The following is a 22,960-nucleotide window of genomic DNA, read 5'->3' on the forward strand; positions in this document are numbered from 1 at the left end:
AGCGCGATGCCGCCCGAGGACGCCGATCGGTCATTCCCCGCCGACCACGCGGCCAGTTGGCGACGGATACGCCGCTACGCGGTCCCGCGCTCGATGATCGAGGAAGCCACCCGGTGCCGCCTCGACGGCGATTGGCGGGCGGCATGTGCGGCGGCGAACGTGGACGTCGAACTCGACCTGCCGGCGCTCACCGTGTCGTACGGCAGCACGGTGGCGGCGGCGATCGAGGAGGATCTGCCCCAACTCGTGCCGGACCTGGTCCGCTGGCACCTGCCCCGGGTCCTGTACGGGGGCAGCACCATCGCCCCGCACCAGGTTGTCCTGCTGGCCGCGTACCCGCCGGAGCCGGGGCGGAGCCGGAAGCTGCCGTACCTGCATCTGCGGTTGCCGGACTCGCCGCACGGTTCCCAGCGGTTGACCCTGACGGTCGGTCCGGTCGACCGGACCGCACGGATCGGCCGGTACGGCCCGACCGTCGCACACCTGATCCAGGACTGGACCGGTGCCCGCCACCTGTGGCACGCCGGCCACACCGACGAGTTGCGCGAGCGGGTCGGCGGGGACGTACGGGTCCCGTTCTTCCGGTCCGACGGCACTCCCGTAGACGAGACGGCGATCCTCGACAGTGGACCGGGCGAGGGTCCAGCGGCGTTCACCGAGTACGTCACCGCCCTACACGAACGTGGCCGGGTGGTCGAGGCCCTTGCCGCCGCCGGCATCGACCTGGAGCCGGGTGAACCGGGCAGGCCCGGCTACCGGTACGCCCGGGATCCGCTCGGCCGGCTGGCCCGGCTTCCGGTGGCGCTGACCCGGCTCCGGCCCGAGGCCGACCGGCTCGCCCGGACGACGGGTGCGCAGCGCTTCCAGGTCCGGCACGGCTGGCCGGGCGATCTGTTTGTGGAACGCGGCGACCGGCTGCGGATCCGGGTGCTGTACGACGTTCGGGACATCGAGGCTCCGGTCCTGCCGGAGGCGAGCTGGCGCCGGCTGCCCGACCTGGACCTGCTGCGCCGGGGCATGATCGACGCGGACCGGTTGCACCCGCTGGTGCGTACCGCGCTCTTCCCGGACCTGGCGCCGTCCGGTGGTCCGGTCGGCCCGCCGGACGCATCGCTGCCCACCCCGGTGAGAGTGCGGTGCGGTGGGGAGTGGCACGAGGTGTGTTTCGCCGACGGTGAGCTGCGGATCCCGCACGACGAGGAGGATCCTGCGCGCGACGGTGGCACCGGCTGCGTGGCGGTACGGCGTACCTGGCGGGACGGTGTCGGGCGGTTGCCGAGGGGCCTGCGCTCCCAGCGGGACGAGTTGCTGGAGCTGGTCCGGCACGGCGATGTCCACGGGGTGTCCCGGCTGCTCGACGCCGGTGTCGACCCTCGGGTACGGGACGGCCGGCGCAGGAGCCTGCTCCACCTGCTCCACCTTGTCGACCACACGGTTCTGCTGCCCCGGCTCCTGTCTGCGGGGCTGGACCTGGAGGCGCGGGACCAGGACGGTCGTACGCCGTTGTTCGCGGCGATCGACGGCGGCGGCTCGGCGGCGCTGGTGAAGGCGCTGCTCGGCGGCGGCGCCCGGTACGTCGGGGACCGGACGGGTGGCTCGATCGGCGCGTTGCTCCGGAGCCGTGGGCGCGGCGACCTGGCCGACCTGCTCGACGACGGCGGGAGCGACGGTTCGGCCTGACGTCCGGGAGTTGCGCACTGTCGGGTGGGCGACGGGGTGATCCGGACCAGCAGCTTTGCAATGTAAACTAGTTTGCGTGCCCCTGGACGATGACGACGAACAGCCTCCGGCGAACCCGGCCGAGACCCTGCGACTGATCCGGCAGCAGCAGGCCGAGGCGGCTCGGCAGCTCAACCCGGATCCCCGGCTGATCTACTGGCCGTGGGGCGTCGCCTGGCTGGTCGGGTTCGGCCTGTTCTTCCTCCGGTTCGGCCCGGACGACCGGATCTTCGTCAACCTGCCCGAGTGGCTGCCGCTGACCGCACTCTTCGTCCTGCTCGGCGCCGCCGGAACCCTCTCCGCGATCACCGGCGCCCGGTCGTACGGGCAGATCACCGGCGACTCGGCCCGACGCGGCCAGTGGTACGGCGTCGCCTGGCTGCTCGGTTTCGTCAGTTACGGAATCATCCTCGGCCGGGTCACCGACCAGCAGCCCGACGACCTGGCCCGGCTGCTCTGGGCCGCCGCCGCGGTCGGCCTGACCGGGGTCCTGCACGTGGCCGGCGGGGCGATCTGGCTCGACCGCAACCTGTTCCGCCTCGGCATCTGGCTCAGCGTCATCAACATCGTCGGCGTGTACGCCGGACCCGGCTGGCACGCGCTGATCGTCGCGGTCGCCGGAGGCGGGGGCATGCTGATCGGGGGCACGATCGCCTGGCTCGGCCGCCGGGACAGGACATGACCACACCACCGGAACTCGACCCGGTGATCCACGCCCAGGCCCGACTCCGAGTGGTGTCCACCTTGGCCACCCTGGCCGAGGGCGACCGGATCACCTTTCCCCGACTGCAGGAGATCCTGCGGATGACCGCCGGAAATCTCTCCGTGCACCTCCGCAAACTCGAAGACGCCCAGTACGTCGAGATCACGAAAACCCATCACGGGCGTACGCCGGCCACCCTGGTCCGGCTGAGCCGGCGGGGCCGACTGGCCTTCGAGGAGTACACCGCCGCGCTACGCGCCCTGCTCGACCCGCCCGAGGCAGCCACCCCCGCCCAGGAGTCGTCATGATTCTCGCCCGCGCCGACCAGGCCACCCGCCGGTACGGCACCGTCACCGCCCTCGACCAGGTCAGCTTCGAAGTCCGTACCGGTGAACTCGTCGGCCTGCTCGGGCCGAACGGGGCCGGCAAGAGCACGCTGTTGAACATGCTGGTCGGCGTACGCCGGGTCACCTCCGGCCGGGTCGAGCTGTTCGGCGGCGATCCCCGCGACCCGGGCAGGCGACAACGTCTCGGCGTCACTCCGCAGGAAACCGGGCTGCCGCCCACCCTGCGGGTCGGCGAGGTGGTCGACTTCGTCTCCGCCCACTACACCGACCCGGTCCCGCGCGGCGAACTGCTCGACCGGTTCGGCATCACCGACCTGGCCCGGCGACAGACCGGCGGGCTCTCCGGCGGGCAGAAGCGGCGGCTGGCGGTGGCGCTGGCCTTCGTCGGTCGCCCCCAACTGGTCGTCCTGGACGAGCCGACCACCGGCCTGGACGTGGAGGCCCGGCACAGCCTCTGGGCCGCCATCCGGTCTTTCCACGCCGACGGCGGGACGGTCCTGCTGAGCAGCCACTACCTGGAGGAGATCGAGGCGCTGGCGCACCGGGTGGTGGTGCTCGGCCAGGGCCGGGTGCTCGCCGACGACACCGTCACCGCGATCCGGGACATCGTCGGGGTACGCCGGGTCAGCCTGGTCGCCGATGACCTGCCGGCGCTGCCCGGTGTGCTCGGCACCGAACACACCGACGGGCGTACGCACCTGCTCACCGCCGACGCGGACCAGCTCGTCCGGGACCTGGTGGCCAGCGGGGTCGGCTTCTCCGGACTGGAGATCCGACCCACCTCGCTGGAGGAGGCGTTCCTGACTATCACCGCCGGCACCGACCGACCGGTCGGGACCGGTGCGTCCACCACCCAACCGATCACCGCCTGACCGGGGGAACAGTCATGCAGCTCGCGCTCGTACACGCCAGGTACCAACTCCTGGAGACGATCCGGATCCCGATCGCGGTGATCGGCAGCGCCTTCTTCCCGGCCGTCTCGATGCTCTTCTTCGTGGTGCCGTTCACCGGGGACGACCCGGCCGGCGCCACCTTCGCCACCGCCTCGATGGTCACCTTCGCGGTGATGAGCAGCAACATCTTCCAGTACGGGATCGGGGTGTCCGAGGACCGGGCGCAGCCCTGGGATCCGTACACCCGGACCCTGCCGGCCGGGCCGGCGCCGCGCTTCGCCGGCCGGATCCTGGCCGGTCTCGCGCTGACCTTCGTCTCGCTGATCCCGGTGGTGGTGATCGCGGCGGTGGCGACCCCGGCGACGATCACGGGGGGCGGGTTCCTGCTCGCGCTCGGCGCGGTGGTCGTGGCCGCGGTGCCGTTCACCCTGCTCGGACTGACCATCGGGTACGCGCTGCCGAGCAAGGCGGCGATCGTGGTGGCGCAGGTCGTCTTCTTCCCGCTCGCCTTCGGCGGTGGCCTGCTCTCCTCACCGGGCAACGCACCCGGTTTCATCGAGACGATCGCGCCCTTCCTGCCGACCCGTGGCGCGGTCGAGCTGATGTGGGCGGCGGTAGGTGACTTCACCCCCGAGCCGACCGCGCTGATCATGCTCGGTGTCTGGGTGGTGGTGCTGGCCTCGGCGGCCGGGTGGGCGTACCGCCGGGACGAGGGGCGCCGGTTCAGCTGAACCAGCCCCGACACGCACCGCCCCGCCGACCGGAAGACCGGTCGACGGGGCGGTGTCGTTGGTGGACGATCAGGAGCTGGTGATCGTCACGTTGTCCACGCCCGCCTCGACCAGGCTCGCGCCGGAGGCGTCGGTCGCCTCCACCAGGATCCGGACCGACTGTCCCGCGTACGAGGACAGGTTGAGGTTGGCCGACGTCCACGCGCCGTTGCGGTTGCTCGCCGCCCCGGCCTGGGTCAGCAGTGCGGTGGTGCCGCCGTTGTGCACCACGCTGACCCGGAAGAAGTCCGCCGAGGACGAGTTCGAGCCGTGCGCGAGGTAGTACGACAACGACAGCGACAGCGTGCCGCTGGAGGGCAGCGTCACGGCCGGCGAACGGGCACTGGTGAGCCCGCCGTCGATGTCGTAGTCACCCGCGGCGGTGCCGGCGAGCCGGCCGGTGGACAGGTCGTTGCTGCCGCCCGCCGGGGCGAGCTGCTTGGCACCGCTGGAGGTGGTCGCCTGCGACGTACCGCGCTCCCAGGCACCGGAGGTGGCGGTGTCCGTACCGGAGGGGTTGATGGTCCAACCGGTCGCGGTCTCGAAGGTGTCCGACCAGACCGTGGTCCCGCCGCCACCGCCGCCGCAGTACTGCGCCTGCTTGCCGATCACCCGATACGGGCAGTCGGCGGCCTCACTGAGGATCAACACCGCTTCCCGGTTGCGTGAGGTCTGGGCCGGGATGACCTCGTCGGGCGGGTAGAACCCGCCGCCGCCGGACGATCCGGGGTACATCTCGAAGGTGTACGCCCAGATCTGGTGCGTCGCCCACATCCAGTCGAGGCTGTCGCCGTCGGTGATGTAGAGGTCGGAGGACTGCTCCGGGGTGTACCCGTTGGTGGCCGCCATCTGCTGGCCCAGCGTGCGGAACGTCGCCTCCTGGTCGGCGTTCAACCCGGCCGCCGTGTTCGCCGTGGTGTAGCCGTACGGCCAGAGCACCAACTGCGAGTACGTGTGGAAGTCGATGTTCGCCTTGATCTGCTGGGTGCCGCCGACCACCCGGCTGTTGACGAAGTTGCGCAGCGCCTGGGTCTCCGGGGCGGAGAAGGCGGACGGGCCACGGTAGGTCTCCGACGACGTCGTGCCGGAGGAACCGCCGCAGCAGCCCCAGTTGTAGCCCCAGTTGCGGTTCAGGTCGGTGCCGACATTCGACGAGCCGCTGTTCGGCTGCCGGTTCTTCCGCCATGACCGGTACGAACCGGTGGCGATGTCGTACTCGCTGCCGTCGGGGTTGACCGTCGGCACGATCCAGATCTCCCGGGTGTTCACGATGTTCGTGATCCGGGAGTCGGAACCGTAGCTGTCGGTGAAGAGGTTGAGCAGGTAGATCGCCATCTCGACGGTCAGGTGCTCACGGGCGTGCTGCTGGGAGTTGAACAGGATCTCCGGTTCGGCCTCGTCCGTACCGACGTTGTCCGAGATCTTGATGACGGGCAGGTCCCGACCCTCGTACGAGCTGCCGATGCTGGACTTGCGGGCGATCGTCGGGTGGTCCGAGACCACCTGGTTGATGACCGCGGTCAGCTCGGCGTAGTCGTGGTAGTTCGAGTCGGCGGGCGGGAAGGCATTGATCCCGACACCGTCGGTGGCGCCGCGTGCGGGCGGCGCCGGTACGGCCTCCAGGGTGAAGCCGAGCGCGGTGATCGCCTTCACCTCGGCTGCGGTCGCGGTGACGTTCAGGATGCCGTGCTCGCTGTAGTTGATCGCCGCGCCGGTCTTGACGACGGCGTTGCGGTCCTCCAGCGTGCGCGGACCGAGCACCCGGTACTCGGCGCTGGTGTCGGCACTGATCGCGCCCGGCTTCGGATCGGCGGAGACCGGGCTGGTCACGACGGCGAACAGGCCGATCGCGACGGTCGTCGCGAGGGCGATGGTCCGGCGTCGGGACGACCGCCGGGGTACGAGGGTACGGAAGGGCATGCAAAACCTCCTGGGGGTGCGGAGATTCCCGCTCTGTACCGCACACTGCACCACCCCTTACATGGTCATATCAATAACGATCACTCTCTCTGTTCCATCTCAACATCATCGTCATACCGGCGAAAACCGCCGGGGCGGTCGGCTTTCGTTGGCGCTCGGTTTCAGCAGCCGGCCTCCCACCCTGCTCGGGCCGGCGTCGGTCAGAGCACCTGTGGCAGGTCCCAGGCCTGGTCCGCGCCCGTGACCTTGTCGACCGTCGGGCCGAGGATCGGCTTGACGATCGTCTGTTTGATCACCCAGTTGGTGGCGAGCAACTGGTAACCGGCCTGGGTGGAGTAGCGAGCACCGACCCAGTTCTGCACCCCGACCTTGTGGATGCTCGTCAGCTTGTACGCCCGCGCGAAGTCGCTCATCTTCTTCAGGAAGATGGCGACCTTGCGGAGCAGATTGGCCAGTTTCAGACCGACCGCCGCCGCCCGGGTGCCGGCCAGCGCGGCCTGTACCCCGGTTGCCGCTGCACCCGCCAACATCGACGCACCGGCGGTGATCCAGGCCGAGGCGAGCGCCACGATGATGGTGATGATGGCCCAGGCGATCAGTTCCTTGACGATCTGCTCGACCAGTTCCTGCGCCTGTCGGGCCCCCTCGGCCGACCCCTCCAGCAACTCGGCTGTGGCCACGAAGTGGTCGCCGATCTCGGCCAACGACTGGTTGATCTGGCTCATCTGCGCGTTGAACGACTCGGCCGCCTCCCCCTCCCAGTAGGAGAGCAGGTCGGTCCGGGCACCCACCTCGTCCAGCACGAACTGGTCCATCCGGGTCGCCGCGTCCCGCCACGCCTTCGCCTGGGCGTTCAGCAGGTCCGGGTCGCCGGTCACCGCGTCCATAGGGTGGGTCAGGAACTCGACGATCGGCTTGATCACCGAGTACGCCGCACCGGCCGGTCCGAGATAGTCCTCGATCCTTTCCGCACCGCTCGGCGCCCGGGTCACTTCCCTCCCCCGAACCGGTCCCCGGCGGCCTGGTCGGTGCCCTGGTAGTTGTCCCGCATCTGCCGGAACGCCACCGCCAACTCCCCGAACACGTCCTCCCCGGTACGCAGCACCTCCAGCCCGTCCGTGGTGCGCTGCTCGTAGACCGTCGCGACCTCTCGGGACTCCGGCAGCATCCCGAAGCTGTCCTCGGTCACGTCGGCGTCCACCAGCAGGGCGCGGGTGTTGCCGAAGGCCGTACCGAGGTCCTGCATCGCGTCCGCGTACCTGGTCATCGCGTCGAGATAGACCTTCACCGGTTGTGTCATGCCTGCTCCTCCCCAGGAGTACCCGCCGCCGGCCGGGGCGGGCCGATGGCTTCCGCCGCCCGCCGACCCGCCTTCGGCGGCCCGCCGATCAGGGCACAGACCGATCCGTCGGTGAAGACAACCAGGAACCGTCCTCGGCGGAGCACACCCGCCGGCGCCATGATCGCCCCGACGATAGCGTCCCTCGGCGATTCGTGGGTCAACGTCGCCACGTACTCCACCGGACCGAACCACCGGTCGGTCCAACTTCCACCCACCCGGTCGACCGACCCCAGGTTGGCGACGAGCAACCGGTCGTCGGTGACCGCCAGGGTGGGTGCGAAGGTCGCCTCGACCGCGGCGTGCAGCCGCCCGGCGGGGCTGTCCGCCGGCCCGATCACCGCCCGACCGAACGCGGCCTGCTGCAACAGGTTCCCCGGATGCGTACCGAGGCCGAGCAGGATGGTCGGGTCGAGCAGGTTCTTCAGTTCGTCGGAAATGGAGACGTCTTCGGTCGTACCGACGTCCTTTATCAGCATCGCGGCGGTCAGCAACCGCTCCCCGGGCGCGAGGAGTGGACGCAGCGCCGGCTCAATGTGGAGCGTGTCATCCTTGGCCACCGGGCAAGAATGCCACCGCCCCAACCGGCCTCGCTATCCTGTCCACCCTGACCCGCCGTGGGGAGGGCCGCCCTGTTGTCGCGCTCGCTCGTACCAGGTGCCCCTCCCGGCGGCCGACACCGGCCGAGAGGATTCGACGTGCCCGACATCCGGAATCTGGAGGATCTCGCCGAGTACGCCCACCAGCAGGTGGCGCGGATCCAGCGGATGCAGGACGACCTCGCCGACCAGTACGGCACCGGCGAATCGCCGCGCGGTTACGTCCGGGCCCGTACCGGTCCGGGCGGCGCGATCCAGGAACTGCGGATCGACCCCGGCGCCCTGCGGCTGTCGGCGGAGGACGTCGCGGCGGAGGTCACCGCCGCGATCGGCGAGGCCCAACGGGAGTACAACGGCCGGGCCAACGAGATCATCGCCCCGGTCCTGGCGGCTGCTCCGAGCGAGGATTCGCTGGGCAGGCTGGACGAGGGAATGCGCCGGCTGGACGGCCTGATGGACGACCTGGACCGGGTGGCCCGGCGACGCGACCTGGACCGCTGAGCTCAGCGAGCGGTGTCGGGGTCGGCCGGCGGGGTGGTCGAGGAAGCCGGCGGAGCGGTGGCGGGCTGGTCGTCACCGGAGAGCGCGGCCCGCAGCCGTGCCTTCTCCTCCTGCCGCCGCTGGACCGCCCCGGCCACCTGTTCGGCCATCTCGTTACGCCAGGTCTTGAGCAGGAAGAAGGACGCCGCCGCCGAGAACACCACCGCCAGCATGAGCTTGAGGAAGATGCTCATGGGAACCGGCAACAGCGCGGCCATGACCACCACGAACAGCCCGACCCGGCCCAGCGTGTACTTCACGGCGGGACTCACGATTCCATCTCCGATCAACCCGTCCGGCGGTCCAACCACCGGACGCCGAAATACCAGACCAGCGTATATACCAGCGCGAACGCCCCGGCCGCCGCCGCGCCCGACACGATCGGCGGCGCTCCGGCGGCCAGCCCCGCGGCGAGCAGACCGGTGGTCAGGCCGAGCCCGGCACCCACCACGGCCGCCGCCGCCCTGGCCGGACCCGGCCCCCAGGCCCGGTACTCGTCGACGAAGAGCCAGGCCGGGAGGATCACCGCCAGCCAGCCGTTGGTCTTGCCGAAGTCGGCCAGGCCCATCGACTCGAAGGCCCAGTCGAACAGCACCAGCGCCAGCACACCGATGACCAGGCCGGCGAGGACCACGCCGCCGAGATCGGCCAGGCCGGTGATCCTGCCGCTGGCGTCCCGCCGGGGAAAACTGCTCTGTGCTTCGCTCATGACCCGTCAAGGCTACGTGAGCTGCGCGGTTCGCCGCCGATCCGGGCGGAGGGCGCCCAGCGACGGGTCGGGCCCAGCCGGATCAGGCCCAGACCTGCTGCGGTTCCGCGCGGCGCTGCGCCAGGGTCGGCGGGCGCTCGTACTCCCGGACCACGTTGTAACGGGTGTCCCGCTCGACCGGCTGGAAACCGGCGTCCCAGATCAGGTGCAGCAGGTCGTCCCGGTGCATCGTGTTCGGCGTGCCGTACGAGTCGGCATCGTGGGTGATCTTGTATTCGACCACCGAGCCGTCCAGGTCGTCGACCCCGAAGTTGAGGGACAACTGCGCCACCGACAGCCCGTGCATCACCCAGAAGCACTTCACGTGCGGCACGTTGTCGAAGAGCAGCCGGGAGACGGCGAAGGTCTTCAGCGACTCGGCCGGGGACGCCATCGTGGTCTGCGCCTGGATCCGGTTACGGATCTTGCCGTCCGCCGAGTCGACGAAGTCGTGCTGGTAGCGCAGCGGGATGAAGACGGTGAAGCCGCCGGTCTCGTCCTGCAACTCGCGCAGCCGAAGGACGTGGTCGACCCGGTGACGCGGCTCCTCGATGTGGCCGTAGAGCATCGTCGACGGGGTCCGCAGGCCCTTCGAGTGGGCCAGCCGGTGGATCCGCGACCAGTCCTCCCAGTGGCAGGCGTGGTCCACGATGTGCTGGCGGACCTCCCAGTCGAAGATCTCCGCGCCGCCACCGGTGAGCGACTCCAGCCCGGCGTCGATCAGCTCGTCCAGGATCTCGTCCGCCGGCAGTCCGCTGATCTTCTCGAACCACTGCACCTCGGTCGCGGTGAACGCCTTCAGCTTCACGTTCGGCAGCGCGGCCTTCAGCTCGCGGAGCACCTTCGGGTAGTAGCGCCACGGCAGGGTCGGGTGCAGCCCGTTCACGATGTGCAGCTCGGTGAGCTGCTCGTCCTGCATCTCCTTGGCCTTGCGTACGGCCTCTTCGATCCGCATCGTGTACGCGTCCTTCTCGCCCGGCTTGCGCTGGAACGAGCAGTACGCACACGAGGCGCTGCAGACGTTGGTCAGGTTCAGGTGCCGGTTGACGTTGAACATCACCCGGTCGCCGTTGCTCTCGGTCCGGCGGTGGTGGGCCAGCCGGCCCAACCAGGCCAGGTCGTCACTGTCGTAGAGGTCCTCACCGTCCTGGCGGCTGAGCCGCTCCCCGGCGTAGACCTTCTCTTCCAGCTCGCGCTTGCGTCCGGCGTCCATGTCGGGGCCCGTCCCTTCCCTACGATCCAGCACCGAGCGTACGTGGCTCCCGGCACCGCCACCCGGACGGCCGGTCCCACAGCGACGTAGTTCACCGGACGTCCGGCTGTCATCAGACTCTCAGGCTCTTGTTACCCCCACGCCAATCGACTTCCTCGGCCTGGTGCGGTAGACAAAAGTGGGACGCCGGGCACATCGCCGGACACGAGGGCACCGGGGCACCACCGACCGGGGCCCTTGATGCTGGATGGGGAGCGGAATGGCAATGAGAACGGGCAGCCGACCGAGACGACGCAGACGACCGCTGATCAACTCCGTGCTACGGCCGCTGGCCTGGTCGGCACTGATGAGCGCGGCGGTCGCGTTCGCCTTCGCCAGCCCGGTCTACGCGGATCCGGCCCCGACCACCGTGCCCGACGCCGGTGCCCGGCCCGCGGTCGTCGGTACGTTGCTCCTGCCCGGCGCGACCGCCCCGTCCGGCTCGACCGGGCCCCAGACCCCGCTGCCGGCGCTGCTGAACGGCCCGCTCGCCACCCAGATCCAGGCCAAGGAGACACAGCTCGCCCTGCTGGGTGAGGAGTTACTCCAGCTACGCACGGATCGTGACACCGCCGCCGGCCTGCTGGTCACCGCGGACACCGAGTGGCAGACCGCGCACCAGCAGTTGACCAAGGCGCAGGAGGTCGCCGACGCGGCGGCGGCCGACGCGTTCAAGGACGCCGCCGGGCTCCCGCCGGGCGCACTCGGCTCCGACCTGCACGATCTGAGCGCGCTCAGCCGGCTACAGAAGGGCGAGCAGTCCGGCGCGGACAGCATCGCCCCCGCCCGCGAGCTGACCCGTGCCCGCAACGCCGAGCAGACTGCCCGGGAAGCACAGTTGGCCGCGTCGACGGCGTCGACCAACGCGACTGCCCTGTTCACCACCAAGGAATCCGCGTACAAGCAGTTCGAGGCCGATCTGCTGAAGCTGAAGCGGGACAACGCCGATCAGCTCGTCGTGATCGAGAAGGCCCGGGAGACCGCTGAGCAGCAGCTCAGCCCGGCCGGGGTGGGCAACGACAGCGTCGCCGGCAAGGTCGCCAACCCGAAGGCGCTCAAGGCGGTGCAGTACGCGCTCGCCCAGCGGGGCGACCCGTACGTCTGGGCGGCCGAGGGTCCGAACCAGTTCGACTGTTCCGGTCTGATGTACGCCGCGTACCGGAGCGTCGGCACCACCCTGGCCCGGGTGGCGAAGGACCAGTACTACACCACGCGCACCCGGTCGGTCGACCGCTACTCCCTGCTCCCCGGAGACCTGATCTTCTTCGCCTCGGGCACCAGTTGGACCACGGTTCACCACGTCGCCATGTACATCGGCGACGGCAAGATGGTGCACGCCCCGAACTCGGGCGACGTGGTGAAGGTGTCCACGGTCTGGTGGTCGCGGTTCTACGCCGCGACGCGGATCTTCGACCCGGTGGACGCGCCGGTCACCGGCCCGACGAGGCCGCCGACCACCCCACCGCCCACCACGGCGCCCCCCACCACCCCGCCGGCAACCACTCCGCCGCCGACCACCCCGCCGGCAACGACCCCGCCGCCGACCACGCCACCGACCACCCCGCCGGCAACCACCCCGCCGCCGCCGACCACCCCGCCGCCGGACAACCCCGCCACCCCGCCGCCCCCGGTCGTCCAGACCCCCAAGCCGACCAGTCCTCGGCCGACCCGCGACGTTCCCTCGACCACCTCGGCGGGCGCGACGACGACCGCGCCGAATCCGCCCGCTAGCACCACGCCCCCCGCGACGGCGGGCGCCACGCCGAGCACCACCTAGGACGGGGTTTCGTCGATCGGACGTGACGCCGGGTCCGCCTCGGGGCGGGCCCGGCGGGTCCGGGCCAACGGCTCGATCGTCGCGTCCGTTCGAACCGGACAACGGGCTCCGACTGTCCGCTCGTGCCCGGATGTGGCACGGTGAGGATCGAGGGCACTCCGGTCCGGCGCCACCGGTCCGGGCGCGGGCGCGGGAGGCAGACGATGGCTGAAGAGCAGACACCGCCAACGGTGGGACCGGTCGGGTCGAGTAGTGCGACCCTGACGACGCCCCCACCGGACGCGACCGGACCGGAACCCACAGCCGGAACCGCCGAACCGGTCACGGCCGGCGACGCCACCGAACCGGGTGCGGCCGAGGCCACCGCCGGGTCGATCGACAACAACAACCCGGCGGTACGGGGACGAGCGGTCAGCGGTGCGGGTGCCGTACCGAGCGCCGCCGACCTGGCCGCGGTGCCGGCGACTGCAGCGGCGGGAACCACCTACCGGGCCGGCGAGCCGAGCAGTCCGGACCCGGTGACCCCCACACCGCAACCGGCTCCGATCCGGGCCGCTCAGAGCAGCATCCCGCTGCAACGCCGTACGCCCAAGGCGCCGCAGGCGGAGGTGCCCTGGTCCGCGTTCGGCAGTCCCCGGCAACAGCCGGAGTCGACGGGGACACCACCGGCGCCCACCGACCCGCCGAAGGCCGGTCCGACGGTCACGTACGTGGTCCCCCCGCAACGCTCCGGACTGCTGGGCGAGAGCCCTGCGGCCCGAGCCAGTGCCTCGGTGCCCGGCTCCGCCCCGCCCTCCGCCGACGAGCGGGCCGAGCAGGCGGCTGGCACGTCGACCCCGACCGCCCGGGCGAAGGTGTACCGAACCGGCGAATACGCCGCCCTGGTCAAGAAGGCCGCACCGGAAGAGGATTCGGCGCCGGTCAAGGACGCCGCACCGGCCGACGAAGGTGCGCCGGTCAAGGACACCGCGCTGGTCAAGGACGCCGAATCGGGCAAGGATTTGGCCCTGGTCAAGGGCTCGGCACCGGTCGAGGATCCTGCGCCGGTCAAGGACGCCGAACCGATCGGGACAGCTTCGCCGGTCAAGGACCCCGAACCGATCGGGACAGCTTCGCCGGTCAAGGACACCGGACCGATCGGGACAGCTTCGCCGGTCAAGGACGCCGAACCGGTCGAGGAGGTCGAGGAGGTCGCGGCGGTCGAGCCACCCAACCCGCCCCGGCCGCCGGATCCGGCCGAGCCGCCGAAGCCGGCGGAACCGCCCAGGCCCGCGCCGCCGAGCCCGCCCGGTCCGGGACCGGCACCGACGCCCTTCCCCGCGCCACCCGTTCCCGCGCCGACTCCGCCGGTGCCTGCGCCGACCCCGCCCGTACCCGCGCCGACGCCGCCGGTGCCTGCGCCGACCCCGCCCGTACCCGCGCCGACGCCGCCGGTGCCTGCGCCGACCCCGCCCGTACCCGGGCCGACGCCGCCGCTCCCCGGTCCCACGCCGCCCCGGCCGACCCCGCCGCCTCCCGGACCCGGTCCCGTGCCGCCGGCTCCGCCGGTTCCGCCGGGCCCGCCGGGCCCGCCCGTGCCGGCACCGGTGCCGCCGTTCCCGCCGCCACCGGCGATGACCGGCTCGGTGTACCCGTCGTCGGCCGCGCCCGCCGTCACCCAGCGGATCACCACCACCGGGCGACCGTCGAGCACTAGGCCGCCCGCGACCACCACCCCGTCACCGGCGGACGCCACCCAGCCGATCACCACCCCGCCACCGGCGGAGGCCACCCAGCCGATCCGGCTCCCGGACCAACGGACGGCGCCGGAGCAGCAGGGTGGCCGCGGAACCGTGTACGGCGGACCGGGCAGTGCCCCGCCCGCCGACATGACGGTCGCCATCCCGATCGGCAACCCGGTGGAGAACACGGGTTCGCTGACCGGGCACATCCTGGCCCAGGGCTGGTCGGACTCGTCGGCGTCGAACGCGGGCACCGGGAAGATGATCGGGGTCCTGGTCGCCGGTCTCGCCGTACTCGTGGCGATCGGTCTGCTCGTGGTGTTCGCCGCCGGAGACACGTTCAGCGCCATTTTCGGCGGGATGCTCGGGAGCTGAGCTGCCGGGCCGACCGGGCATCCACGCTGGCCGTGACGTTGGCCGCAACGGGTTGTCCGGTGGGGTGACCCTGCCCACTGGGCGGGGTCGGTCGATGGCAGCGATGCCGAGAAGCCGTACACTTGACGCGATTACTGACCTGGCGCGCACAAAGCGCGCCCCTGGGCGATCTTGCGGGCGATTCAGCGGCGGACGTTAGCCGCAGCGGGCCATTCGCGAAGATGCGCCCCGCTTGAGAGGTTTTTCTTGACGCCCTTCGCTGATCCCAGCACGTTCCCGTCCGTCTTCGACTCTGTCGACAGTGCAGAACAGCCCGACCTGACCGTGTCGCCGGCCGAGCCGGTCGCGACCAACTCACCCGTTCCGGGCGACGAACCCGGCACCACCGAGGCACCGGTCGCGAACGACGAGCCCGTCGCCACCCCCGAGCCCGTTGCGGCCGACGCGTCGGTGGCTGCCGACGAGGCCGTGGCGAGCGACGAGCCGGCCGACGCGGCGACGCCCGTGGAGGCGGAGCCGGTCGCCGTCCGGGACTTCGCGGCGCTCGGTCTGCCGCACCAGTTGGTCCGCGCCCTCAACCGCGAGGGCATCAGCACACCGTTCGAGATCCAGCAGGCGACCGTGCCGGACGCGCTGGCCGGACGGGACGTACTCGGCCGTGGCCAGACCGGCTCCGGCAAGACCCTGGCCTTCGGTCTGCCCGTACTGGCTCGGGTCGCGGCGGGTGGCCGGGCCCGGCCACAGCACCCCCGGGCGCTCATCCTGGTGCCGACCCGCGAGCTGGCCATGCAGGTCAACGACGCGCTCGTGCCGCTGGGCAAGGCGGTCGGCGTGTTCCTCAAGACCGCTGTCGGCGGGGTGCCGTACGACCGCCAGATCGACGCGCTCCGGCGCGGTGTGGAGATCATCGTCGCCACGCCGGGCCGGCTCGGCGACCTGATCGCCCGTGGCGTGTGCAAGCTCGACGAGATCGAGATCACGGTCCTGGACGAGGCCGACCAGATGGCCGACATGGGCTTCCTGCCCGAGGTCACCGATCTGCTCTCCAAGACGCCGGCGAACGCGCAGCGGCTGCTCTTCTCGGCCACGCTCGACGGTGACGTCGACGCCCTGGTCCGCCGGTTCATGCACGACCCGGTGACGCACTCGACCTCACCGGCGACCGCTGCGGTGTCCACGATGGACCACCACCTGCTGCTGATCCCGCCGCACGACAAGTTCGCGATCGCCGCGTCGATCGCCGCCCGGCAGGGCCGCACGATGATGTTCGCCCGTACGCAGATGGGCGTGGACCGGCTGGTCGAGCAGCTCGCGGCGGTCGGCGTACGCGCCGGGGCGCTGCACGGCGGCAAGACCCAGCGGGTACGCACCCGCACGCTGGCCGAGTTCAAGGAAGGCCGGACGAGTGTCCTGGTCGCCACGGACGTGGCCGCCCGGGGCATCCACGTAGACGGCGTATCGCTCGTCGTGCACGTGGACCCGCCGAAGGACCCGAAGGACTACCTGCACCGGGCCGGCCGTACGGCACGGGCCGGCGAGTCCGGTGCGGTGGCGACCCTGGTGCTGCCGAAGCAGCGCCGGACCACCCTGGCCATGCTGGAGAAGGCCGGTGTCGAGCCGGCGCAGACCCGGGTACGTCCCGGCGACGCGGTGCTGGCCGAGCTGACCGGTGCCCAGGCGCCGAGCGGTGTGCCGGTGCTCGTGGAGCCGGAGCGCTACAGCGACCGTCCCCGTGGCGGTGACCGCCGTTACGGCGACCGTCCGCAGGGTGAGCGCCGTTACGGCGACCGCCCCCAGGGCGAACGTCGGTACGGTGACCGCCCCCAGGGTGAGCGCCGCTACGGCGACCGCCCGCAGGGCGAACGTCGCTTCGGTGACCGCCCCCAGGGCGAGCGCACCTTCGGCGACCGTCCGCAGGGTGAGCGCCGCTTCGGCGACCGTCCGCAGGGTGACCGTCCGCAGGGGGAGCGCCGCTTCGGCGACCGTCCCCAGGGTGACCGGCCGCAGGGTGACCGGGCTGCCGGTGGACGTCCGGCGGGCGAGTGGCGCGCCGGTGGCGAGTGGCGGTCCGACGACCGCCGTGGCGGGTACCGGCACGAGAGCGCACCTCGGCACGACCGGCCGGCCGACGCCCAGGGCGATCGTCCGCGTACCGGTGGCGACCGGCAGTTCGGCGCGCGGCGTCCGACCCGTACGCACTGATTTTCGCGCTTTCCGGCGCTGATGGCGGCGGGCGGTGCGGCACGGTCTGACCGTGTCGCACCGCCTGCCGCTTTTGTTCATCCTGGCGTCGCGGCCGGCACGGTGGCGGTGCCGGCGGTAACGTCCGGCCCATGCCGATGATGCCGAGATCGCTGCTCTGGAACCGTACGGACGTGCCGGGCGCCGACCACGTGCTGCTCGACGACCGCCGTGGACTCCTCGCCCGGGGGGTGGCGCTGGCCGTGGACCCGCTCCCCTACACCTGCCGGTACGAGCTGACCACCGACGAGAGCTGGGCGGCGGTACGGCTGGAGGTGAACGTCGAGGGCGCCGGTTGGCTGCGCAGCCTGCGGCTGGAGCGGGCGGCCGGGCGCTGGCGGGCCAGCACCGCCGAACAGGGTGACCTGGACGGCGCCCTGTCCGCCGCCGGTGCGCCGGGGGCCGGCATTCCGGGGATCGAGGAGCCGGACCGGTTGGTCGACGCGCTCGACATCGATCTCGGTGGCGCTCCCCTGTTCAACACCCTGCCGGTACGCCGGCTCGGGCTGCGCGACGCCGCACCGGGCACGGTGCACCGGATCACGGTCGCCTGGGTCCTGGTGCCGAGCCTGCTGGTGGTTCCGTCCGAACAGGTCTACACGGCGCTGGACGGCGGCAACGTACGGTTCCGGGACGACGACTTCGAGGCGGACCTCGGCCTGGACGCGGACGGTTACGTGGTCAGCTACCCCGGGCTGGCCGAGCGGGTCGGCACCGAGGTACGCCGCTAGCCCGCCTCGGTGGTCCGGGTGCCGCGCGGCTGGGGGCGGTTCTCCCACTTGGTGGAGAGGGCGATCCCGGTCCGGGTCGAGGCGACGCCGGCGGTCCGGTTCAGCCGTACGATCAGCTGCTCCAGTTCGGCGATCGTGCCGACCCGCGCCTTGAGCAGGAACGACTCGACGCCGGCCATGAAGTAGCAGGACTCGATCTCGGGCATCTCGCGGAAGGTGGCGAGCACGTCGTCGGTGTCGCCGCCGGAGTCCTGCACGATCCCGATCAGGGCGGTGACGCCGAGCCCGACCTCCTCCGGCGCCACCTCGGCCCGGTAGCCGCGAATGACCCCGCCGGCTTCGAGCTTGCCGACCCGCTCGTGTACGGCGGGCGCGGAGAGGCCGACCTGCCGGGCCAGCTCGGCGTAGGAGAGCCGGGCGTTGGTCTGCAGCAGATCGACGAGTACCAGGTCGATGGCGTCCACGGACTGTAGACACTATCCCGGTGGATGGGATGGGTAACGACCGGTAGGCGGTGCCCCGCGCTCAAAGCGCGTAAAAACCACATATCGGCCAAGCTAACTTCCCACTCAGGGCGTTTTCGCGTTCGCCGGACACGACACTCTGGCGGTGCTGTAATTGCCGTACGTCCCCACCGAAGGCTCTGGCAGGCACTTTTGTCCCGGGGGCGGTCTTACCAGTCCGGGGACTTCGTGGACGCGAGGAGGGGGCTGTGGACACTGGAGATCGTCTGCTGACGCCGGGCGAGGTAGCTGCGCTGTTCCGCGTCGACCCCAAGACCGTCACCCGATGGGCTGCTGCCGGACGGATCGGCAGCATCCGGACACCGGGCGGGCACCGGCGGTTCCGGGAGTCGGAGGTGCGTGCTCTGCTCGAGGGCGAGGGCATGCTCGATGAGGTCGACGACAGCATAGCCAACCGGCCGCGTAACAACGGTCCGGCAACGCCGACAGGCCCGAATTCAGCCAGCGCCGGCAACGTCGGCCTGCACTGAAGTAGTAGGCCACTGGGTAACACCCGGGCTCGGGCCGAGCTTCATCGGCCCGGACCGGGGTTTCACCCGGCCCGATCCGGGCCGCTCCGAGCCCGGCCGGCGCCGAGTTCGCCGGCCCACCGCCGAAGCAGCGAGTGCGGAACACCGAGCGCGTCGAGCACCTTGGCGGCGACGAAGTCGACGAGCTGCCCCGCCGAGGCGGACGCCCCCGCGCCGTAGAAGCCGGGACTGGCGGGGAGCACCACCGCCCCCGCGTCGTGCAGCGAGATCAGATGCTCCAGGTGACTACGGGTCACCGGGGTCTCCCGGGGCACCACGACCACCGGCCGGCGCTCCTTCAGGTTCACCTCGGCCGCGCGCTGCAACAGGTCCTTCGACAGGCCGATCGCGATGCCGGCGCAGGCTGCCGTACTCGCCGGCACCACCGCCATCCCGAGCACCGGGTACGACCCGCTGCTCGGGCCGGCGGCCAGGTCACCGGCCGGCCAGTGGGCCAGGTCGGCACCGGACAGGTCCCGACCGAGCCAGGCGGCCAGGTCGTCGCGCCAGTGCGCGTCACGGAACGACGTACCGGTCTCGTCGAGGATGGTGAGCCGGGCCGCCCGGGAGACCACCAGGTCCACCGCCGCCCCCGCGTCCAGCAGCCCGCCGATGACCGCCGCCGCGTACGGCGTACCCGATGCTCCGGAAACCCCCACCACCCACGGCCTGCGCATACCCCCAAGCCTGCCCGGTCCGGCCGGTGGGCGTGTCACCGACCCACCACCGGGCGGCTCCGGTCACGCCGGTCGGCGGCAAATCCCCGTGGTCCATCGACGTTATTGAGTAATGCCAGGCCGGCGTGGAAATGCCATGCTTCTCTGCGGGCCCGCAACCGGTCGTTCTGGGGAGGCGTCGGCATGAACGCGGAGGAACCCTGGAAAATCAAGCTCGAATGTCCGATTCCATCCCAGATCTCGCCGCACGCCGACGCGGTCCAGGCGTGGCTGCCCGGCTGGCTGCGCAGCGCCGGCCTGCCCCTCGACGAGTACGGGGCGCGGCAGTTGGACCGGCACGGGTTCGCCCGGTACGCCGGCCGCCTCTACCCGGACACGTCCGCCGCCGACCTGCGTACGCTCACCGCGCTCTTCACCTGGTTCTTCCTGCTCGACGACGCCTGTGACGGGACCGCCGGACCGGATCCGGTCTTCGTCCGTGGCCTGCGCGACGGGATCCTGCGGCTGCTCCGGATCGGCCCCCGCACCCGCCATCCGGGCTTCACCGGCCCGCTGCGCCGGCTGTTGGTCGACGCCTGGCGGGTGCCCGACCGGCGGCTCTCCCCCGTCGCCCGGAACCGGTTCGTCGACGCCGTCGACCACCACCTCGACGGGGTACTGGTCGAGGCGGGCGACAAGGCGGCCGGCCGGCACCCGAGCGTGCCCGAGTACGTCGAGCTGCGCCGGGCCACCTCGGCCGCGTACGTGTCGTACACGCTGATCGAGTTCGCCACCGGCCGGGCGCTGCCGGACGCGGTCTACCACCACCCGGCCGTACGCGAGTTCGCCACCACCGGGAACGACCTGCTCTCCTGGTTCAACGACCTGCTCTCCCTGAACCGGGACACGGCCACCTCGGGCGGGCACAACCTGGTGCTCGCCGTGGCCCGTGCGGACGGGCTGCCGGTCCGGGCGGCGGCGGAGGTGGTGGCCCGGCGCTGGCAGTGGACCATGGACCGGTTCGTCCGGCTGCGCGCGGCGATGCCGTCGTTCGGCCCGGTGCTCGACGAGCCGCTGCGCGACCACCTCGACGGGGTGACCCGCTCGGTGCGCGGCACCATCGACTGGTCGCTGGAGAGCGGTCGTTACCGGCACCCCGCCGGACCGCGCATCTCGGTCCCGGCGCTGGTCGTCCAGGGCGACGGGGTCAGGCGCGCAGGTTGAGCCGGATCACCAGGTCGAGCAGGGCGAAGAAGAAGAGGGCGATGCCGACGAACCCGTTGGCGGTGAAGAACGCCCGGTTGACCTTGGACAGGTCGGTCGGGCTGACCACCACGTGCTGGTACACGAACGCGACCGCGGTCAGCAGCAGGCCGATCCAGAACAACCAGCCGAAGCCGATCAGCGCTCCGTACCAGCCGAACAGGGCGAACGTCACCACGTGCGTCGCCGTCGACAGGTGCAGGGCGAACCGCTTACCGTACCGGGCCGGCACGCTGCGTACCCCGATCTCGCGGTCGATCTCGGCGTCCTGGCAGGCGTAGATCAGGTCGAAGCCGCCGATCCAGAGCCCCACGGCGGCACCGAGCACCCAGGCCGGGCCGGAGCCGTCGAAGCTCCCGCTGACCGCCAGCCAGGCACCGACCGGGCCGACCGCCTGGGCGAGCGCGAGGATGGCGTGCGGCCAGTCGGTGAACCGCTTGCCGTAGGGGTAGAGCACCAGGGGCACCACGGCCAGCGGCGCGAGCGCGAGGCAGAGCGGGTTGAGCGCGGCGGCGGCGCCGAGGAAGACGATCACGGCGACGATCGCCCCGGTCCAGGCCGTCCGGACGCTCACCGCCCCGGTGACCAGTTCCCGACCGGCCGTACGGGGGTTACGCGCGTCGATCCGCCGGTCGATGATCCGGTTCGCCGCCATGGCGAAGGTACGGGCACCGACCATGGCGATGGTGATCAACAGCAGGTCGAGCCAGCGCACGTGCCCGCCGTCGGCGAGCATCGCGGCCAGCGCGGAGAGGTACGCGAACGGGAGGGCGAACACCGAGTGCTCGATCGCGACGAGCTTCAGGAACGACTTCACCCGGCCGGGACGTTCGGGGGCGGTCGCGGTGATGGTGGTCACTGGATTCCGTACTCCTTCCAGCGCTTGTCGACCAGTGCCCGTACCTCGGGCGACATGGTCATCTCTTCCGGCCACCCACGGGTGTAGCCCTCGGTGGGCAGTTTCCGGGTGGCGTCGACACCCGCCTTGCCGCCCCAGAACTGCTGGTACGACGCGTGGTCGAGGTGGTCGACCGGCCCCTGGGTGATCAGCAGGTCGTGCGAGTAGTCGACGTTGCCGAAGGCGCGGAACGCGACCTCGGAGTAATCGTGCACGTCGCAGTCCTCGTCGACCACCACGATCAGCTTGGCCAGCGAGAGCAGGTGGGCACCCCAGATGGCGCTCATCACCTTCTGGGCGTGCTTGGGGTAGCGCTTGCGGATCGAGACGATCACGCAGTTGTGGAACACCCCGGCGGACGGCAGGTCGTAGTCGACGATGTCCGGGATCAGCATCTTGAGCAGCGGCAGGAAGATCCGCTCGGTGGCCTTGCCCAGGCCGTGGTCCTCCTGCGGCGGCTGCGACGTGACGATCGAGTGGTAGATCGGGTCGCGCTGGGTGGTGATCACCTCGACGTGCATCACCGGGAACGGCTCGACCGGGGTGTAGAACCCGGTGTGGTCGCCGAACGGGCCCTCCGGCAGCCGCTCGCCCGGCTCGATGTAGCCCTCCAGCACGATCTGGGCGTTCGCCGGCACCTGTAGCGGCACGGTCAGGCAGTCGACCATCTCGACCCGTTCGCCGCGCAGGAAACCGGCGAACAGGTATTCGTCGATGTCACCGGGGAGCGGTGCGGAGGCGGCGTAGCTGACCACCGGGTCGCAGCCGATCGCGATCGCCACCGGGAGCCGCTCGCCCCGGCGCTCGGCGACCGCGTGGTGCGCGGTGGAGTCCTTGTGGATCTGCCAGTGCATGCCGATGGTGTTGTGCGAGTGCTGCTGGAGCCGGTAGAGGCCGAGGTTGCGTTTGCCGGTCTCCGGGTGCTTGGTGTGGGTCAGCCCGAAGTTGTGGAAGATCCCGCCGTCGCCGGGCCAGACCTGCAGGCCCGGCAGCCGGTTCAGGTCGACGTCCGCGCCCCGGTAGACGATCTGCTGGCAGGGCGCGGTCTTCACCTTCTTCGGCGGCAACGACTTGAGTTGCAGGACCTTGCCCAGGCCGTCGCGGATGCCGGACCAGCCGACCGGCAGGTCCGGCTTGATCATGGCCCCGATCCGGTCGCCGACCTCGTCGAGGCGGTCCACGCCGAGGGCCATCGCCATCCGGCGTTCGGTGCCGAACAGGTTGATCGCGACCGGCATCTCGCCCCGGGTCGGGCGCTCGAACAGCAGCGCCGGGCCGTCCGCCCGGACCGTCCGGGTCACCACCTCGCTGATCTCGAGCGTGGGGTCGACCGGCACGGTCACCCGGCGCAGCTCGCCCGCGCCTTCGAGCGCGGCGAGAAAGTCCTTGAGATCGGCGTACGGGAAGCCACGAGCCACCATGCTGCCAGTCTCCC

Annotated in this window: 23 protein-coding genes; 12 read left to right on the forward strand and 11 right to left on the reverse strand. The window is 71.3% G+C overall.

Annotated features, from left to right (window positions below; all coding sequences use genetic code 11):
* The first annotated feature begins 6 nt into the window (after nucleotides 1-6).
* The 5 genes from OIE47_RS11460 to OIE47_RS11480 all read left to right on the forward strand — a co-directional run bounded on the left by OIE47_RS11460 (nucleotide 7) and on the right by OIE47_RS11480 (nucleotide 4,393).
* Nucleotides 7-1,680 carry an ankyrin repeat domain-containing protein gene (locus OIE47_RS11460; RefSeq protein ID WP_326561482.1) on the forward strand — a complete coding sequence of 558 codons (1,674 nt, stop codon included), beginning with the start codon at nucleotides 7-9 and terminating at the stop codon, nucleotides 1,678-1,680.
* 76 nt (nucleotides 1,681-1,756) lie between these two features.
* Complete coding sequence (locus OIE47_RS11465) at nucleotides 1,757-2,401, forward strand: transporter (RefSeq protein WP_326561483.1); 645 nt, start codon at nucleotides 1,757-1,759, stop codon at nucleotides 2,399-2,401.
* Complete coding sequence (locus tag OIE47_RS11470; RefSeq protein WP_326561484.1) at nucleotides 2,398-2,730, forward strand: transcriptional regulator; 333 nt, start codon at nucleotides 2,398-2,400, stop codon at nucleotides 2,728-2,730. Before OIE47_RS11465 ends, OIE47_RS11470 begins: the two co-directional genes overlap by 4 nt.
* Complete coding sequence (locus OIE47_RS11475; protein ID WP_326561485.1) at nucleotides 2,727-3,641, forward strand: ABC transporter ATP-binding protein; 915 nt, start codon at nucleotides 2,727-2,729, stop codon at nucleotides 3,639-3,641. The genes OIE47_RS11470 and OIE47_RS11475 overlap by 4 nt, the downstream gene beginning before the upstream one ends.
* A gap of 14 nt (nucleotides 3,642-3,655) precedes the next feature.
* Nucleotides 3,656-4,393 carry an ABC transporter permease gene (locus tag OIE47_RS11480; RefSeq protein ID WP_326561486.1) on the forward strand — a complete coding sequence of 246 codons (738 nt, stop codon included), beginning with the start codon at nucleotides 3,656-3,658 and terminating at the stop codon, nucleotides 4,391-4,393.
* Nucleotides 4,394-4,462: 69 nt separating this feature from the next.
* On the opposite strand, the gene OIE47_RS11485 is transcribed toward OIE47_RS11480, so the two are convergent.
* From OIE47_RS11485 to OIE47_RS11500, 4 genes are all read right to left on the reverse strand, one after another.
* On the reverse strand, nucleotides 4,463-6,352 hold the full coding sequence (locus tag OIE47_RS11485) for a M14 family metallopeptidase (protein ID WP_326561487.1): 1,890 nt from the start codon (nucleotides 6,350-6,352) through the stop codon (nucleotides 4,463-4,465).
* A 200-nt stretch (nucleotides 6,353-6,552) separates the two neighbouring features.
* Nucleotides 6,553-7,344 carry a WXG100 family type VII secretion target gene (locus tag OIE47_RS11490; protein WP_326561488.1) on the reverse strand — a complete coding sequence of 264 codons (792 nt, stop codon included), beginning with the start codon at nucleotides 7,342-7,344 and terminating at the stop codon, nucleotides 6,553-6,555.
* On the reverse strand, nucleotides 7,341-7,652 hold the full coding sequence (locus OIE47_RS11495) for a hypothetical protein (protein ID WP_326561489.1): 312 nt from the start codon (nucleotides 7,650-7,652) through the stop codon (nucleotides 7,341-7,343). Before OIE47_RS11495 ends, OIE47_RS11490 begins: the two co-directional genes overlap by 4 nt.
* Nucleotides 7,649-8,251, reverse strand: a complete 603-nt coding sequence (locus OIE47_RS11500; RefSeq protein WP_326561490.1) for a hypothetical protein — start codon at nucleotides 8,249-8,251, stop codon at nucleotides 7,649-7,651. The genes OIE47_RS11495 and OIE47_RS11500 overlap by 4 nt, the downstream gene beginning before the upstream one ends.
* Before the next feature lie 138 nt (nucleotides 8,252-8,389).
* Here OIE47_RS11500 and OIE47_RS11505 point away from each other — a divergent pair, with 138 nt between their 5' ends.
* Nucleotides 8,390-8,791 (forward strand): YbaB/EbfC family nucleoid-associated protein, encoded by a 402-nt coding sequence (locus OIE47_RS11505; RefSeq protein ID WP_326561491.1) that lies wholly within the window; start codon nucleotides 8,390-8,392, stop codon nucleotides 8,789-8,791.
* 2 nt (nucleotides 8,792-8,793) lie between these two features.
* Here the strand turns inward: OIE47_RS11505 and OIE47_RS11510 are convergent, their stop codons facing one another.
* The 3 genes from OIE47_RS11510 to mqnE all read right to left on the reverse strand — a co-directional run bounded on the left by OIE47_RS11510 (nucleotide 8,794) and on the right by mqnE (nucleotide 10,791).
* Nucleotides 8,794-9,102 carry a DUF4229 domain-containing protein gene (locus tag OIE47_RS11510; RefSeq protein WP_326561492.1) on the reverse strand — a complete coding sequence of 103 codons (309 nt, stop codon included), beginning with the start codon at nucleotides 9,100-9,102 and terminating at the stop codon, nucleotides 8,794-8,796.
* A gap of 14 nt (nucleotides 9,103-9,116) precedes the next feature.
* Nucleotides 9,117-9,539 (reverse strand): hypothetical protein, encoded by a 423-nt coding sequence (locus OIE47_RS11515; RefSeq protein WP_326561493.1) that lies wholly within the window; start codon nucleotides 9,537-9,539, stop codon nucleotides 9,117-9,119.
* A gap of 82 nt (nucleotides 9,540-9,621) precedes the next feature.
* A complete protein-coding gene (gene mqnE / locus OIE47_RS11520; RefSeq protein ID WP_326561494.1) occupies nucleotides 9,622-10,791 on the reverse strand; it encodes an aminofutalosine synthase MqnE in 1,170 nt (389 codons plus the stop codon).
* A gap of 265 nt (nucleotides 10,792-11,056) precedes the next feature.
* On the opposite strand from mqnE, the gene OIE47_RS11525 reads away from it, so the two are divergent.
* From OIE47_RS11525 to OIE47_RS11540, 4 genes are all read left to right on the forward strand, one after another.
* Nucleotides 11,057-12,607 (forward strand): NlpC/P60 family protein, encoded by a 1,551-nt coding sequence (locus OIE47_RS11525; protein WP_442792144.1) that lies wholly within the window; start codon nucleotides 11,057-11,059, stop codon nucleotides 12,605-12,607.
* Nucleotides 12,608-12,810: 203 nt separating this feature from the next.
* Nucleotides 12,811-14,703, forward strand: a complete 1,893-nt coding sequence (locus tag OIE47_RS11530) for a hypothetical protein (protein ID WP_326561496.1) — start codon at nucleotides 12,811-12,813, stop codon at nucleotides 14,701-14,703.
* Nucleotides 14,704-15,171: 468 nt separating this feature from the next.
* Complete coding sequence (locus OIE47_RS11535) at nucleotides 15,172-16,905, forward strand: DEAD/DEAH box helicase (protein ID WP_442792145.1); 1,734 nt, start codon at nucleotides 15,172-15,174, stop codon at nucleotides 16,903-16,905.
* 131 nt (nucleotides 16,906-17,036) lie between these two features.
* Nucleotides 17,037-17,675, forward strand: a complete 639-nt coding sequence (locus tag OIE47_RS11540) for a putative glycolipid-binding domain-containing protein (RefSeq protein WP_326561497.1) — start codon at nucleotides 17,037-17,039, stop codon at nucleotides 17,673-17,675.
* On the opposite strand, the gene OIE47_RS11545 is transcribed toward OIE47_RS11540, so the two are convergent.
* Complete coding sequence (locus OIE47_RS11545) at nucleotides 17,672-18,139, reverse strand: Lrp/AsnC family transcriptional regulator (protein ID WP_326561498.1); 468 nt, start codon at nucleotides 18,137-18,139, stop codon at nucleotides 17,672-17,674. The genes OIE47_RS11540 and OIE47_RS11545 overlap by 4 nt on opposite strands.
* Nucleotides 18,140-18,387: 248 nt before the next feature.
* Here OIE47_RS11545 and OIE47_RS11550 point away from each other — a divergent pair, with 248 nt between their 5' ends.
* A complete protein-coding gene (locus OIE47_RS11550; RefSeq protein ID WP_326561499.1) occupies nucleotides 18,388-18,669 on the forward strand; it encodes a BldC family transcriptional regulator in 282 nt (93 codons plus the stop codon).
* Between the two features lie 62 nt (nucleotides 18,670-18,731).
* Here OIE47_RS11550 and OIE47_RS11555 read toward each other — a convergent pair whose 3' ends face one another.
* Nucleotides 18,732-19,385, reverse strand: coding sequence for a UbiX family flavin prenyltransferase (locus tag OIE47_RS11555; RefSeq protein WP_326561500.1), 654 nt, complete (start codon nucleotides 19,383-19,385; stop codon nucleotides 18,732-18,734).
* 183 nt (nucleotides 19,386-19,568) lie between these two features.
* Between OIE47_RS11555 and OIE47_RS11560 the strand changes: the two genes are divergently transcribed.
* Nucleotides 19,569-20,588: a terpene synthase family protein gene (locus tag OIE47_RS11560; RefSeq protein WP_326561501.1), complete on the forward strand. Its 1,020-nt coding sequence runs from the start codon at nucleotides 19,569-19,571 to the stop codon at nucleotides 20,586-20,588.
* On the opposite strand, the gene mqnP is transcribed toward OIE47_RS11560, so the two are convergent.
* On the reverse strand, nucleotides 20,572-21,477 hold the full coding sequence (gene mqnP, locus OIE47_RS11565; RefSeq protein WP_326563059.1) for a menaquinone biosynthesis prenyltransferase MqnP: 906 nt from the start codon (nucleotides 21,475-21,477) through the stop codon (nucleotides 20,572-20,574). The two genes, OIE47_RS11560 and mqnP, sit on opposite strands and share 17 nt — an antisense overlap.
* A gap of 5 nt (nucleotides 21,478-21,482) precedes the next feature.
* Nucleotides 21,483-22,946, reverse strand: coding sequence for a menaquinone biosynthesis decarboxylase (locus tag OIE47_RS11570; protein ID WP_326561502.1), 1,464 nt, complete (start codon nucleotides 22,944-22,946; stop codon nucleotides 21,483-21,485).
* Between the last annotated feature and the right edge of the window lie 14 nt (nucleotides 22,947-22,960).

Origin of the sequence: Micromonospora sp. NBC_01796, from assembly GCF_035917455.1 — a bacterium.
In the GTDB taxonomy this organism is placed as follows: Bacteria; Actinomycetota; Actinomycetes; order Mycobacteriales; family Micromonosporaceae; genus Micromonospora_G.

What these genes read in the sequence shown, in the direction of transcription:
- OIE47_RS11460 (WP_326561482.1), top strand. Translation starts at nt 7, where the DNA reads ATGCCGCCCGAGGACGCCGATCGGTCATTCCCCGCCGACCACGCGGCC.
- OIE47_RS11470 (WP_326561484.1), top strand. Translation starts at nt 2,398, where the DNA reads ATGACCACACCACCGGAACTCGACCCGGTGATCCACGCCCAGGCCCGA.
- OIE47_RS11475 (WP_326561485.1), top strand. Translation starts at nt 2,727, where the DNA reads ATGATTCTCGCCCGCGCCGACCAGGCCACCCGCCGGTACGGCACCGTC.
- OIE47_RS11480 (WP_326561486.1), top strand. Translation starts at nt 3,656, where the DNA reads ATGCAGCTCGCGCTCGTACACGCCAGGTACCAACTCCTGGAGACGATC.
- OIE47_RS11485 (WP_326561487.1), bottom strand. Translation starts at nt 6,352, where the DNA reads ATGCCCTTCCGTACCCTCGTACCCCGGCGGTCGTCCCGACGCCGGACC.
- OIE47_RS11495 (WP_326561489.1), bottom strand. Translation starts at nt 7,652, where the DNA reads ATGACACAACCGGTGAAGGTCTATCTCGACGCGATGACCAGGTACGCG.
- OIE47_RS11515 (WP_326561493.1), bottom strand. Translation starts at nt 9,539, where the DNA reads ATGAGCGAAGCACAGAGCAGTTTTCCCCGGCGGGACGCCAGCGGCAGG.
- mqnE (WP_326561494.1), bottom strand. Translation starts at nt 10,791, where the DNA reads ATGGACGCCGGACGCAAGCGCGAGCTGGAAGAGAAGGTCTACGCCGGG.
- OIE47_RS11525 (WP_442792144.1), top strand. Translation starts at nt 11,057, where the DNA reads ATGAGAACGGGCAGCCGACCGAGACGACGCAGACGACCGCTGATCAAC.
- OIE47_RS11530 (WP_326561496.1), top strand. Translation starts at nt 12,811, where the DNA reads ATGGCTGAAGAGCAGACACCGCCAACGGTGGGACCGGTCGGGTCGAGT.
- OIE47_RS11540 (WP_326561497.1), top strand. Translation starts at nt 17,037, where the DNA reads ATGCCGATGATGCCGAGATCGCTGCTCTGGAACCGTACGGACGTGCCG.
- OIE47_RS11555 (WP_326561500.1), bottom strand. Translation starts at nt 19,385, where the DNA reads ATGCGCAGGCCGTGGGTGGTGGGGGTTTCCGGAGCATCGGGTACGCCG.
- OIE47_RS11560 (WP_326561501.1), top strand. Translation starts at nt 19,569, where the DNA reads ATGAACGCGGAGGAACCCTGGAAAATCAAGCTCGAATGTCCGATTCCA.
- OIE47_RS11570 (WP_326561502.1), bottom strand. Translation starts at nt 22,946, where the DNA reads ATGGTGGCTCGTGGCTTCCCGTACGCCGATCTCAAGGACTTTCTCGCC.